Origin of the sequence: Cytobacillus luteolus (assembly GCF_017873715.1) — a bacterium.
GTDB classification, from domain to species: Bacteria; Bacillota; Bacilli; order Bacillales; family Bacillaceae_L; genus Bacillus_BV; species Bacillus_BV luteola.
On sequence record NZ_JAGGKM010000001.1, the window covers coordinates 155,967 to 168,927 of the forward strand.

The window sequence follows — 12,961 nt, forward strand, 5'->3', positions numbered from 1 at the left end:
GATGTGGGTATACACGTAGTATTATATCAACCAGAGAATCCATCAAATACAGGAAATATTGTACGTACATGTGCAGGAACAAATGCAAACTTGCATTTAATCCATCCGTTGGGCTTCTCCACTGATGATAAAATGTTAAAACGAGCTGGATTAGATTATTGGGAGCATGTCGATTTACAATACTATAATTCAATAGATGAATTTTACGAAAAAAATCAGAACGGTGAATTTCACTTCATCACGGAACATGGCGAAAAACAGCATTCTTCTTTTGATTACAGTGATCTTTCTAAAGACTACTTCTTTATTTTTGGGAGCGAAACGACAGGGCTTCCAAAAGAAATGATTGAACAAAATAGGGACCGCTCCTTACGCCTACCAATGACAGAAAAAATTCAAGCACTTAACATGTCAAACACAGCTGCCATCCTAATCTATGAAGCTTTGAGGCAACAAAATTTTAATGGGCTTACTCTTTAAATTATAGGTAAGGTAATGAGCTTTGTGATGAGTTGATTAACTAAGGTGATTTCTGCGGAAGGCACGAGACTCCTGCGGGAGTAGCGAGTCATAGTGAGACCCCGCAGGCGTAGCCGAGGAGGCTCACGGACCGCCCGCGGAAAGCGAGTGCCTGCAGCGGAAATCAACTGGTATTAACAGAAGTAATCCATAAAAAAATGACCTTCGTCAAACCAGACGCAGGTCATTTTTATTTATGGTTACTTATTTTTTTACACCTGGCTTATCATTGTATCCAGCTGTGAAGATCGCTGATAAGAACGCAATACATACACCTAAAATTAGAATTAATCTCATGTGTGTCTTCCTCCTTATTACTATAGTACCCAATCATAAACACAATATAGCCTTATTATAGCGCAATGACAAATGAATGGGAATGGAAACTGTGGACAATTTGTTACTTTTTTTCGATTTCATCCAAAGAAGCGATATTCATAGGCACCTCGTCTTGATAAAAAACATAGACTAAAGAAATTCTTTAAAATTTTTCTTCAACCCACTTCATGTGAATTCAATTGTCCACTAACTAGGATTCATAAATTCATATTTTCGAACGAATGATACCGGACATCCTCGCATAAAGTGTAGTAACATGCGCAACCACCTTAGAAAAGAGGAGGCCTTTATGGATATTTTAAAGAAAATTGAACAGTTCCGTGAAGATGAACAACGTTTAAAGTGGGAAGGTACCTTCGCTGATTACTTAGAGATCATTAAAGAAAGGCCAATTGTGGCACAATCAGCTCACTCAAGAGTTTACAATATGGTTAAGGATGCAGGAATTGAAGATGTAAATGGCCAACGAAAATACAAGTTTTTCGACCATCAGCTATTTGGGTTAGAAGAAGCTTTAGAGCGACTTGTGGAGGAGTACTTTCACCCTGCTGCTAAGAGACTAGATGTAAGAAAACGTATCTTGCTATTAATGGGACCTGTAAGTGGTGGTAAGTCGACACTCGTTACGATGTTAAAAAGAGGGTTAGAGGCATACTCTCATACTGATCGAGGAGCTGTTTATGCAATTAAAGGCTGTCCGATGCATGAGGATCCACTTCACTTAATCCCACATCACTTAAGACAAGATTTTTACAAGGAATATGGAATTCGTATTGAAGGAAATCTTTCACCATTAAACATGATGCGCCTTGAAAAAGAATACGGTGGAAGAATTGAAGATGTAAAAGTTGAACGCATCTTCCTATCTGAGGATAAGCGTACTGGTATTGGGACATTCAGTCCATCTGATCCTAAGTCACAGGACATTGCAGATTTAACAGGAAGTATTGATTTCTCTACAATTGCAGAGTTCGGATCAGAATCTGATCCAAGAGCGTATCGATTTGATGGGGAATTAAACAAGGCAAACCGTGGGATGATGGAGTTCCAGGAAATGCTTAAATGTGATGAGAAGTTCTTATGGCACTTATTATCTCTAACACAAGAAGGAAACTTTAAAGCAGGGCGATTCGCATTGATCTCAGCTGATGAGTTAATTGTTGCTCATACCAATGAAACAGAGTATCGTTCCTTTATTTCAAATAAAAAGAATGAAGCATTGCACTCTCGTATTATTGTAATGCCAGTTCCTTATAACTTAAAAGTAAGTCAGGAAGAGCGAATCTATCAAAAGATGATAGGTGAAAGTGATGTTAGTGATGTTCATATTGCACCACACACTCTAAGAGTAGCTGCGATGTTTACGATTTTAACTCGTTTAAAGCCATCTAAAAAAGGCGATGTGGACCTTGTTAAAAAAATGAGATTGTACGATGGCGAAAGTGTTGAAGGCTTTAACTCAATAGATGTAGGGGAACTTCAAAAGGAATACGCCGATGAGGGAATGAGTGGAATTGACCCGCGTTACGTTATTAATCGAATTTCTTCTACCATTATTAGAAAAGAAGTTCCATCTCTTAACGCACTAGATGTATTAAGGTCGTTAAAAGAAGGGCTTGAACATCATCCTTCCATCTCAAACGAAGATCGTGAGCGCTACTTAAACTTTATCTCGGTTGCTAGAAAAGAATATGACGATATTGCTAAGAAAGAAGTGCAGAAGGCTTTCGTTTATTCCTATGAGGAGTCTGCTAAGACATTGATGGATAACTATTTAGATAATGTTGAAGCGTATTGTAATAAGAATAAGCTGAGAGATCCTTTAACTGGAGAAGAAATGAATCCAGATGAGAAGTTAATGCGTTCAATTGAGGAGCAGATCGGTATCTCTGAAAATGCGAAAAAAGCATTCCGTGAAGAAATCTTAATTCGTATTTCAGCTTATGCCCGTAAAGGAAAGAGATTTGATTATAACTCGCATGAGCGTTTGAGAGAGGCGATTCAGAAGAAGCTATTCGCAGATCTCAAGGATGTTGTTAAGATTACGACTTCATCAAAAACACCTGACGAGCAACAATTGAAGAAAGTAAATGAAGTTGTTGCTAGGTTAATTGATGAGCATGGCTATAACTCTACTTCTGCAAATGAACTGCTTCGCTATGTAGGAAGCTTATTAAATCGATAATAAATAAGCGGGTTAGATCAATACGATCTGGCCCTTTTGTTTTTACCATGTGCAACTTAAACAAACATTTGAATAGTTGCATTGAGGCCACTCATATCAATGGGTTGAAAAAACTAAACAAACGTTTGATTGGATGACTATTGAAAAAAGTGTGGTTCATATAGACCTTCAAATTTACTATGGTAAAAAAGTTTTCGAAATTAGACAAGGGAAGAGAGAACTTGTCTAATTTTAGTAAGGACAAACTTAATTTTCAAAATTATTTGTCAATAATTCAGTCTTTCTGCATAGGATAGAGTAATCCACTTTTATATGCAGATAATGTTAGCTAGATCGTTAAAAAAAGCGTCAAGATACTGTATGTGAATGTTTTAAGAAGTGTGCATTATTTTTAAAATTTTATATTAAAAAAGTAGGAGGGGATTTGAATGTCAGACGGAAACGAAAAGAATTTTGCGATTTCAAGAGAAGATTGGTCCCTCCACCGGAAAGGCCATGATGATCAAAAAAGACATCAAGAAAAAGTCCAGGAAGCCATTAAAAGTAATTTACCTGATTTAATCACTGAGGAAAATATTATTATGTCAAATGGGCGAGATGTCGTAAAGATTCCAATAAGGTCTTTAGATGAGTATAAGATTCGATATAACTACGACAAAAATAAACATGTTGGCCAAGGGGATGGAGACAGCCAAGTCGGTGATGTAGTTGCCAGAGATGGGTCAAATGAAGGCCAAAAAGGTCAAGGTCCTGGTAAAGGTCAAGGAGCAGGTGACCAGGCGGGAGAAGATTATTACGAAGCGGAAGTATCTCTAATGGAGTTGGAAGAAGCCTTATTCAAAGAGCTCGAGCTTCCAAATCTACAGCAAAAAGAGCGTGATGAAAATGTAGTGGAGGATATCGAATTTAATGATATCCGCAGGACTGGATTAATGGGGAATATTGATAAAAAGAGAACGATGCTTTCAGCTTATAAGCGAAATGCGATGAGTGGTCAGGCTAAATTTCATCCGATTTATCCTGAAGATTTAAAATTTAAGACGTGGAACGAAGTAGTTAAACCAGACTCAAAAGCGGTTGTGCTTGCAATGATGGATACGAGTGGATCGATGGGTATTTGGGAGAAATATATGGCACGAAGCTTTTTCTTCTGGATGACTCGATTTTTACGAACAAAATACGAAACGGTTGAGATTGAATTCATCGCCCACCATACAGAAGCAAAGGTAGTAAGCGAAGAAGACTTCTTCTCGAAAGGCGAAAGTGGAGGAACGATTTGTTCATCAGCTTACCGAAAAGCACTTGAGTTAATTGACGGAAAATACCATCCATCAAGATATAATATTTACCCTTTCCACTTCTCAGATGGAGATAACTTAACCTCAGATAATGCTCGCTGTGTGAAGTTAGTTTCTGAGATTATGAAAGTTTCGAACATGTTTGGATATGGTGAAGTAAATCAATACAATAGGCACTCGACCCTTATGTCCGCGTATAAAAATATCAATGACGAGAAATTCCGCTATTACATCCTCAAGCAAAAAGCCGATGTATTCCATGCGATGAAGAGCTTCTTTAATAATGAAGAGAATAAGCAGTATGCTTAAAAAGAGAAGACAGGTGGACCTGTCTTTTTTTGTGTGTATAACTCTGTGAAGGTTATTCCTCATTTTCAAGTTCCTCAATGAGTTCCTTCATTTCCGCAATTTCTTTCTTTTGTGTTTTAATGATGGAGTCAGCAAGGTCACGAACGCGTGGATCGGTGATGTAGGCACGTTCACTTGTTAAAATGGCAATCGAATGATGGGGGATCATGGCTTCCATATAATCTGTATCATCCACTAGGACTTGACTGCGAAGTAAGAACAAAAAGATGAAGAACACTATGATGCTTCCAGTAGCAATCCCTATATTTACTTTTCGATCTTTTAGCATATGCCTCATAAACAGCAACATAATGAAGGTCATAGTTGCCCCCATTAAAAGAGCCATATACAGGCGGGTTTCACTAAAAAATACATGTCCAATTTCATAGGTACTCCAATACTTAAATAAAAACATCAGTATGGTAGAGGTGACTACCATTCCTGCAAATTTCATATATGGTTTCACTCTAATCACTCCTCTTATAAATCCTTGTTATATATATGCATTACCCGAATCGAAGAGAGGTATTCATATTTTGAAGAATCACTCATTTTAAATATAAAGAGTAGTTTACAATTTCATTTTGGATTTTCACTAAAAATTCCATGTTAAATTGATAGTGAGTTTTAACACCTTGTGCTATTAATTTTATATTTTTTGAAAATTTCTTCAAAAGGATTTTATTTCGACTGTCGAAATGTTAAAATAGACATACATCTAATTATTGGAGGAGTGTAAAATGACAAAACGTCCAATCACTGCAGAAGATTTATGTAACTTTAAGTTTGTAGGAGATCCTCAGGTTTCTCCAAACAAGGATAAGGCAGCTTACGTGTTAACACATGTAGATAAAGAGAAGGATGGTTATTATTCCTTTATTTATGTAACAGACTTAAACGGTCCAGGAAGACAGTTCACATCCCATGTTTCGAAGGAAAAATTAGTAAAGGATGTAGCTCCTACTTGGTCACCTGATGGCAAAACACTAGCGTTCCGTTCAAACCGAACTGGTAAAAATCAAGTCTATCTATTACATATTGACGGTGGAGAAGCCGTGCAACTTACAGATGTGAAACAAGGAGTTGGAGGTTTTAGCTGGTCACCTGATGGCAAGCAACTAGCTCTTGTGATAAATGGTGAGTTAAAGCTTACTACTGACAAAGAGGAAGACAAAGAAGAAAAAAGCGATGTAAAAGTGATTACTAGACTTCGTTATAAAGGTGACGGAGTTGGTATCTTCAATGATGACCGCAGACACGTCTATTTATTTGATATTGCTAGCAAATCATATACAAAAGTAACAGAAGGAGATCATGATTTTGGTCAGGCAACCTTCACTCCTGATGGAAACAGCTTGTTCTATGTTGGGACAAAGGCTGAAGATAAGGAATGGGGCTATCTGCCGGCTATTTGGAAATATGACCTAACTACAAAAGAAGAAACGTTATTCTATGAAGGAAATGGCTATATCAATTCACCTTCATTTTCACCAGACGGAAAATGGCTTGCTTTTGCCGGTCATACACGTGGAGAAAGAAGCCAAGGAAATGCAAATGTCCTAGTTTTAGATACTGAAACTGGTAATCTACAAAACTTAACAGAGAGCTTTGACTATACAGTTGGCAACCTTGTTGGGGTAGATGCGAAGTATGATACTGCAGAGCTTCGACTCATTTGGGATGATTCAAGTTCACATATTTATTTTAGTGCGACAGTAGGTGGAGATTGTCAGTTATTTAAAGTGAATCTTCAAGGGGAAGTTTCTGTGGCGCTATCAACATCTAATGGTTCCGTTACTTCATATGATATTGTAAATGATGAAAAAGCAATCCTAACTCTAGCAACTCCACATTCAACTGGAGATTTAGTTTTACAAGACTTAAACCAAGTGGACCAAACAAAGGTACTAACAGCATTTAACGAAGAATTATACAATGAAGTACACTTAAGCACGCCAGAGAATTTTACTTATAAAAGCACTGATGGCTGGGACGTTGAAGGCTGGGTAATGAAACCATTTGGATTTGAAGAAGGTAAAAAATATCCTATGATCCTTCAAATTCATGGTGGTCCAGCTACAGCATATGGAAATGGACTTCATCACGAAATGCAATTAATGGCTTCTAAAGGCTATGTTGTTCTTTATACAAATCCAAGAGGTAGTCATGGTTATGGACATGACTTCGTAAATGCAGTTATCGGTGATTACGGTGGAATGGATTACGAAGATATTATGGCTGGAGTTGACCACACACTAGCAAACGTTGACTATATTGATGAAAGCCAAATGTTTGTAACAGGTGGTAGCTATGGTGGGTACATGACAAACGTGATTGTGACTCGTACTGACCGTTTCAAAGCTGCAGTTACACAAAGAAGCATTTGTAACTGGCATAGCTTCTATGGAACAAGTGACATCGGGTTCTTCTTTACCGAGTGGCAGCACGGACATGCTGATTTATGGGATGATGTAGAGAGATTACTGAAGATTTCTCCATTAACTCATGCTCGAAATGTTAAAACACCGACATTAATTTTACACAGTGAGCAGGACTTACGTTGTCCAATGGAGCAAGCAGAGCAATGGTATATTGCACTAAAACGTTTAGGTGTAGAAACCAAGTTTGTTCGCTTCCCTGATGAAAACCATGATCTATCACGTTCAGGAAAACCGAAGCATCGCTTAGAGCGTCTTAACCATTTAATTGGCTGGTTTGATGATCGTCGTTCTTAATTGGTTCTCTTTTGAGGTGCTAAATATCAAATAACTAAAAAAAGGTTGCTAGATCGCAAATGATTTAGCAACCTTTTTTTTCTATATTAGGTCTTCTGTTCTATAATGAAACTTCAAATGAAGGTCCTATTTAGTACAGGTTACGAAATTATACTCGGGGAAATTAGTCTTCCCTTTATTGTTTATCCGACACGATTCCTAATGTTTTTGCTTTTTCTGATTTATAAAGAAAGATTAGTTGACATTGAAAATGAATTTATGATAAAATTAAAAATTTGTTAAAAAATAACATGTGTGTTAAGGTTAAGAAGGTTACCATATATGGAGGTGGATTATATGTTTCAAATTGGCGATAACATTGTTTATTCAATGCACGGAGCAGGTATAATCAAAGCAATCGAAGAAAAGGAAATATCAGGGGACAAACAAGAGTATTATGTTATAAAAATGTTAATTGGAAATATGCAAGTCATGATCCCTACGGGAAAAGTATTGAGTTCATGTATACGCCCTGTTACTGACATAATTGCATTAAAACACATCCTACACATTTTTAAGCATGGAGAATCAGATAGATTACTGCCCTGGAAACAAAGGTATAAACTGAACACGGAAAAAATAAAAACGGGTAAAATACAGGATTGTGCTGAAGTTGTACGTGATTTAATGCGTATGAAGAAAGAAAAAGCACTTAATACAAGCGAAAAAAAAATGTTAGATAACGCTCATGAATTTTTGATTAGTGAACTAGGATTAATTAAAGGTATTACTGAAAATCAAATAAAAAGTTTCTATTAAAATTAATTAAGATTATGTATTACATCTCCCGAAAATATCCTGAATTTTATTGGATTTCAAAGCATTCAACTTCTTCAACTCACCTTTAGAGCATTAACCTCTTTTGATCTTTCTCACCTCTATCCTGGATAGTAATTGTTTATCTTCTTTACGTAAAAGAGAAAAAAAGAATTGGTAACACCATATAGTCAACTATACAAATGGTTTCCAGACTAGGAAACCATTTTTTTATTAAAATAACAATAGTAAAGATTACTGGTTATGGTTTAAATCCTTGGATGAGCAGCCTCTTATTAGTACGTTGAGTAGGGTTTTTTATTGAGTATGCAGAGAACATAAAAAAACAGGCCCTATATAAAGAGCCTGTTTATATAACGATTTAAGATTAAGCAGCTTTTTGAACGTTTGCAGCTTGAGCTCCACGAGCGCCTTGCTCAACGTCAAACGTTACTTTTTGACCTTCGTCTAATGATTTGAAGCCTTCACTTTGGATAGCAGAGAAGTGTACAAATACATCGTCTCCATTTTCACGTTCAATAAAGCCAAAACCTTTTTCTGCATTAAACCATTTTACTGTACCTTTTTCCATTTTTGTTGCCTCCTAGTGTGTTACCACACATTGTATTACTATCCTTGCCCAAAGTATCATCAAGACGAAAATCGATATTCATACTATCCTTTACACCGACAAAAATAATTCTTCTTTATCATAGCATAAAAAGGAAAAAAATGCAAATTAGTGGAATTTAACTAAAATAGTAAAATGCCCATAAAGAAAAAGAAGCATCATGCGATTTTCTAAAAACATGTAGGTTTTTGTTATGTCAATTGTAGAGACCAATTGCCAACGCAATCCTAAAAAGTATAATATGAGAATAGAAAAACACAGGAGAGATAAAGATGAAAATTTATGTGGATGCAGATGCTTGTCCGGTAAAAGATATTATTATTTCAGAAGCAAGAAATCTAGACATTCCGGTTATCCTTGTTACGAGCTTTTCGCATTTTTCTAATGCAGAACAGCCATCAGGAGTGGAAACCATTTATGTTGATTCTGGGGCCGATGCTGCAGATTATCGGATTGTGAAGCTAGCGCAAAAAGGAGATATTATTGTGACCCAAGATTATGGACTTGCGTCACTAGGATTACCTAAAGGAATTACCGTCCTCCACCATAAAGGATTTAGGTATACAAATGAAAATATTGACCAATTATTACAAACACGTTATTTAGGTGCAATGGCTCGAAAAAGCGGACAGCGAACAAAGGGTCCAAAGCCTTTTACTGAAGAAGATCGGGAGCAATTTAGAAAGCTTTTTAAGCAGGTTATTTCTAGTTGAAAATAGAAAGGAGATAAATGATTTGAAGTATATAAAATCACAAATGCAACAACTAATTAAGGAAAATAAAGAACTACATACAAGATTTAAAGAACTGAAAGCAGAGCATGGCCTTGAGAAAAACAATGCCCTTAAAGCTTTATACCATTCAGAGGTTGCCGATGGAGGAAAGTATATGGTAGCATACCAAGCACTAGATCAGCCGAAAAAGTAGACTATCTGTTATTGAAGAAGGAAGGAGCTAGGATCTATAAAATCGAGCTCCTTTTTATTAGAAATCCCCTGTGATTTCTCTTTTGCATTCTTTAGTTAAAATCATTAATATCCATGGAAGCCGTTACTGCCCCAATTATCTCTTTATTTTCATTTAAAAGAGGTTCCCCAAAAACAAAATAACAATGCTCCCCATCTGACAGTGGAAAGCAGATTTTGCGTTTGATTTTGATCCCCTTATCTATGACTTCTTGTTTAAGGGCCATTAGGTCAACTATACCTTGGTTAGTCGCTAGTTCGTCATCCCTTTTGCTAAGACTTTCAGTTGTGTCAAAATCAGGGTGAGGATTAAAAAGCCATGTATATCTTAACTCTAAGTCACAATGTGCAATAACCATGTCTGAGTTTTTCAACGCAATTTCAAAAGGGGCACTTAGCTCGTTTGTAAAAAATACTGAGGAGCTAACTCCAAGTGTACTTGCGATATTACGAGCTACTTCAAAGCTTGGGTTACGAGTTCCATTTTCAATTTGAGCATAAAACGCTCGATTGATAAAAGACTTTGATGCTACGTCTTCCTGTGTTAACCCTCTTTCTTTTCGTAATCTCTTTAACCATTCTCTCATATTACTTTTTCCCTTCTTGTTGAGTGTGGCAATTCGCCACATTTTTTTAATAGCTAGTAAAGTAAAATAGTAAGTAAAGATTTAGTTTGTTATGAAATTAAGTATATAAAAATAGCAATATATTCTTCAAGTAGGTCTCAATAAAAAAGGAGAAAATATGATAGGGAAAAAGGTAGAATATGAAAACAAAATCTATTCAGTTTTACATGATTACCAGAATGGCCAGATTGAGATCAAACGAGAAGATTCTAAACTTTATACGGATATAAAGTTGGTAACAAAAGAAGAGGTAAAGGTAATACAGGATATGGAAAAGCTCACTTAGTGATTTTAAGTGGGCTTTTATATTTCAGTAATTTAAAGTTACTCCTCCATCTATAAGCTATCTAGAAGTCTACCGAGGTTATAAGTTTTGAGGGAAATCATATAATGGTAAGAATTAAATTTCCTTGAACTTTTAGAGATAAAGGAGTGAGTTATGATGAGTAATCAAAAAAATGTAGATACGTTTAAAGCTGTTATGGGAAATTATCCAACAGGGGTTACAGTTGTTACGACTCTGAATGAAAAAGGAACTCCATTAGGGTTAACGGTTAACTCTTTTGCTTCAGTTTCAATTGATCCTCTATTAATCTTGTGGTCAATTGACAAGGGGGTTTCCTCCTATGACGATTTTATAAAAACAGATCAATTTGCTGTTCATGTTTTAGCAAATGACCAATCTGACATTTGTTCATTATTTGCAACTAAGGGAACTGACCGCTTCGCAAATTGCAAATGGGAGTTTTCAGTTTCAAAGCTACCAATCATTGACGGAGCTGCAGGAGTTTTGCACTGCAAAACGTATCAAACGATTGAAGCTGGAGACCACACCATCCTCATTGGGGAAGTAGTCGATATCCAAGATCATAACAAGGAACCTCTTTTGTATCATAAGAGAAAATTTGGTGAAATTCCTGGTGAATTTTATAAATAAGAAATCATGTGCTACTTCCTAACCAATGGAGTAGCATTCTTTTTTGCCGATTACCATGCCGTGTAACTAATCATTATACCTCCCAAAAACCGTGTTATAATAGTGGGATGTAAAGGGGAGGATTTTTTTGGCGCAGCTTGCAAAACAGAAGGTGGTTAGTAGTACACCAATCCAAACACCATTTTATTATGGCTGGGTAATTGTGATGATTGGGTCAATGGCTGTGTTCTTTTCAGGACCAGGTCAGACCTATTCCAACGCGGTTTTTATTGATTTTTACCTTGCTGACTTTGGTTGGAATCGTTCGGTGATTTCTTCTATTTATTCAACAGCCACCTTGTGTGCTGGTTTACTAATGATGGTTGTTGGAAGGTATATTGATAAATATGGCCAGCGTATCTCCATGGTTTTTGTTTCAGTCGCATTAGCGTTTGCCTGTTTATGGAACAGTATGGTAACAAACATTGTCATGCTCTTTATTGGATTTTTTCTTATTCGCTTATTCGGCCAAGGGTCAATGTCTTTGGTTCCTAATACACTGATTCCTCAGTGGTTTATTGAAAAAAGAGGAAGAGCATTCAGTCTAATGGCTATAGGTGGTTTTGTCAGTTCAGCTCTCTTTCCAATCGTCAATCTTTGGATGATTGAACAATGGGGTTGGCAGTTTACATGGCGAGTAATGGGAATCGTGATACTTATGTTTTTTGTACCTTTAGCTTACTTCTTTGTTAGAAATAAACCAGAGGATATCGGCTTATTGCCTGATAATAAACAAATTGTTACTAAGTCAAATGAAGCCGACATCGTTATTGAAGAGCAAAGCTGGACATTAGCTGAAGCAAAGAAAACAAGAACCTTTTGGCTATTGCTGTTTTGCGTAACCATTCCAGCTTTAGTCAACACGGGTCTTACATTTCATTTATTATCAATTTTCACAGAAAGTAGCTTGTCGCCAGTACTCGCAGCTACAGTCCTAAGCTTAATGGCAATTATCGGCTTCCCAATCAGTATTTTTTCTGGCTTTTTGGCTGATAAAATGCAAGCCAATTACATGCTAGTCATTGCATTCATTGGACAGATACTTTATATTCTAATTTTGTTAGTTTCTAAGTCAGCGATTCTAGCAATCTCTTTTGGGGTATTATGGGGAATCGTAGGTGGAGTTGAACGTATTGCTTTAAATGTTATTTGGCCAAACTTCTTTGGGAGGAAGTATATCGGAAGTATAAAAGGCTTGGCCATGTCAGTGATGGTTATTGGGTCCGCGTTTGGACCACTGCCGTTTGGTGTGTTTTATGATATTTTCGGTGGATACAATGAGATTTTGATTGTTTTATTGATTTTTCCAGTGCTAGGAGCGCTAGCGGCATTTTGGGCTAAAAAGCCGGTTGCAAACTTGCAGCAGTAGCAGTTTAAAAATTGATTAAGGAAAGTAAGGCGGACTCAGAAGCCGTTATTTATGAAGATACTGCCATTTTATCTGTGAAACGAACCCAGATTCCACTATTGCAGAAAAATACAGCTATTTTACCTTGGTTTCAGCAAAATAAGGGTAGCTGAGTCCACAAAGGGGATAAATAGTA

General features: G+C 36.6%; 13 protein-coding genes. 10 read left to right on the top strand and 3 right to left on the bottom strand.

What is annotated here, in order from left to right:
* Nucleotides 1-3: 3 nt before the first annotated feature.
* The 3 genes from trmL to yhbH all read left to right on the top strand — a co-directional run bounded on the left by trmL (nucleotide 4) and on the right by yhbH (nucleotide 4,650).
* Nucleotides 4-480 carry a tRNA (uridine(34)/cytosine(34)/5-carboxymethylaminomethyluridine(34)-2'-O)-methyltransferase TrmL gene (gene trmL / locus J2Z26_RS00860; protein WP_193537425.1) on the top strand — a complete coding sequence of 159 codons (477 nt, stop codon included), beginning with the start codon at nucleotides 4-6 and terminating at the stop codon, nucleotides 478-480.
* 667 nt (nucleotides 481-1,147) lie between these two features.
* Nucleotides 1,148-3,043, top strand: a complete 1,896-nt coding sequence (locus tag J2Z26_RS00865) for a PrkA family serine protein kinase (RefSeq protein WP_193537423.1) — start codon at nucleotides 1,148-1,150, stop codon at nucleotides 3,041-3,043.
* Between the two features lie 428 nt (nucleotides 3,044-3,471).
* Complete coding sequence (gene yhbH / locus J2Z26_RS00870) at nucleotides 3,472-4,650, top strand: sporulation protein YhbH (RefSeq protein ID WP_193537421.1); 1,179 nt, start codon at nucleotides 3,472-3,474, stop codon at nucleotides 4,648-4,650.
* A gap of 52 nt (nucleotides 4,651-4,702) precedes the next feature.
* Here the strand turns inward: yhbH and J2Z26_RS00875 are convergent, their stop codons facing one another.
* The gene (locus J2Z26_RS00875) at nucleotides 4,703-5,155 is read right to left on the bottom strand and encodes a DUF305 domain-containing protein (protein WP_193537419.1); all 453 of its coding nucleotides are present in this window, start codon (nucleotides 5,153-5,155) and stop codon (nucleotides 4,703-4,705) included.
* A 274-nt stretch (nucleotides 5,156-5,429) separates the two neighbouring features.
* On the opposite strand from J2Z26_RS00875, the gene J2Z26_RS00880 reads away from it, so the two are divergent.
* Nucleotides 5,430-7,424: an alpha/beta hydrolase family protein gene (locus J2Z26_RS00880; protein ID WP_193537417.1), complete on the top strand. Its 1,995-nt coding sequence runs from the start codon at nucleotides 5,430-5,432 to the stop codon at nucleotides 7,422-7,424.
* 321 nt (nucleotides 7,425-7,745) lie between these two features.
* Nucleotides 7,746-8,222 (top strand): CarD family transcriptional regulator, encoded by a 477-nt coding sequence (locus tag J2Z26_RS00885; protein ID WP_227413765.1) that lies wholly within the window; start codon nucleotides 7,746-7,748, stop codon nucleotides 8,220-8,222.
* Between the two features lie 385 nt (nucleotides 8,223-8,607).
* Here J2Z26_RS00885 and cspC read toward each other — a convergent pair whose 3' ends face one another.
* A complete protein-coding gene (cspC, locus tag J2Z26_RS00890; protein ID WP_193471426.1) occupies nucleotides 8,608-8,811 on the bottom strand; it encodes a cold shock protein CspC in 204 nt (67 codons plus the stop codon).
* Nucleotides 8,812-9,122: 311 nt separating this feature from the next.
* On the opposite strand from cspC, the gene J2Z26_RS00895 reads away from it, so the two are divergent.
* Both J2Z26_RS00895 and J2Z26_RS00900 read left to right on the top strand, forming a co-directional pair.
* Nucleotides 9,123-9,563, top strand: a complete 441-nt coding sequence (locus J2Z26_RS00895) for a YaiI/YqxD family protein (RefSeq protein ID WP_193537412.1) — start codon at nucleotides 9,123-9,125, stop codon at nucleotides 9,561-9,563.
* 22 nt (nucleotides 9,564-9,585) lie between these two features.
* Nucleotides 9,586-9,777: a hypothetical protein gene (locus J2Z26_RS00900; RefSeq protein WP_193471428.1), complete on the top strand. Its 192-nt coding sequence runs from the start codon at nucleotides 9,586-9,588 to the stop codon at nucleotides 9,775-9,777.
* 91 nt (nucleotides 9,778-9,868) lie between these two features.
* On the opposite strand, the gene J2Z26_RS00905 is transcribed toward J2Z26_RS00900, so the two are convergent.
* A complete protein-coding gene (locus tag J2Z26_RS00905) occupies nucleotides 9,869-10,402 on the bottom strand; it encodes a helix-turn-helix domain-containing protein (RefSeq protein ID WP_193537411.1) in 534 nt (177 codons plus the stop codon).
* A gap of 157 nt (nucleotides 10,403-10,559) precedes the next feature.
* Here J2Z26_RS00905 and J2Z26_RS00910 point away from each other — a divergent pair, with 157 nt between their 5' ends.
* From J2Z26_RS00910 to J2Z26_RS00920, 3 genes are all read left to right on the top strand, one after another.
* On the top strand, nucleotides 10,560-10,727 hold the full coding sequence (locus J2Z26_RS00910; protein ID WP_193537409.1) for a hypothetical protein: 168 nt from the start codon (nucleotides 10,560-10,562) through the stop codon (nucleotides 10,725-10,727).
* 156 nt (nucleotides 10,728-10,883) lie between these two features.
* Nucleotides 10,884-11,378 (top strand): flavin reductase family protein, encoded by a 495-nt coding sequence (locus J2Z26_RS00915; protein WP_193537407.1) that lies wholly within the window; start codon nucleotides 10,884-10,886, stop codon nucleotides 11,376-11,378.
* 127 nt (nucleotides 11,379-11,505) lie between these two features.
* On the top strand, nucleotides 11,506-12,786 hold the full coding sequence (locus J2Z26_RS00920) for an MFS transporter (protein WP_227413764.1): 1,281 nt from the start codon (nucleotides 11,506-11,508) through the stop codon (nucleotides 12,784-12,786).
* Nucleotides 12,787-12,961 lie beyond the last annotated feature (175 nt).

Coding starts and splice junctions, on each gene's coding strand:
- J2Z26_RS00895 (WP_193537412.1), top strand. CDS start 9,123: ATGAAAATTTATGTGGATGCAGATGCTTGTCCGGTAAAAGATATTATT.
- cspC (WP_193471426.1), bottom strand. CDS start 8,811: ATGGAAAAAGGTACAGTAAAATGGTTTAATGCAGAAAAAGGTTTTGGC.
- J2Z26_RS00905 (WP_193537411.1), bottom strand. CDS start 10,402: ATGAGAGAATGGTTAAAGAGATTACGAAAAGAAAGAGGGTTAACACAG.
- J2Z26_RS00885 (WP_227413765.1), top strand. CDS start 7,746: ATGGAGGTGGATTATATGTTTCAAATTGGCGATAACATTGTTTATTCA.
- J2Z26_RS00915 (WP_193537407.1), top strand. CDS start 10,884: ATGAGTAATCAAAAAAATGTAGATACGTTTAAAGCTGTTATGGGAAAT.
- yhbH (WP_193537421.1), top strand. CDS start 3,472: ATGTCAGACGGAAACGAAAAGAATTTTGCGATTTCAAGAGAAGATTGG.
- J2Z26_RS00910 (WP_193537409.1), top strand. CDS start 10,560: ATGATAGGGAAAAAGGTAGAATATGAAAACAAAATCTATTCAGTTTTA.
- J2Z26_RS00865 (WP_193537423.1), top strand. CDS start 1,148: ATGGATATTTTAAAGAAAATTGAACAGTTCCGTGAAGATGAACAACGT.
- J2Z26_RS00880 (WP_193537417.1), top strand. CDS start 5,430: ATGACAAAACGTCCAATCACTGCAGAAGATTTATGTAACTTTAAGTTT.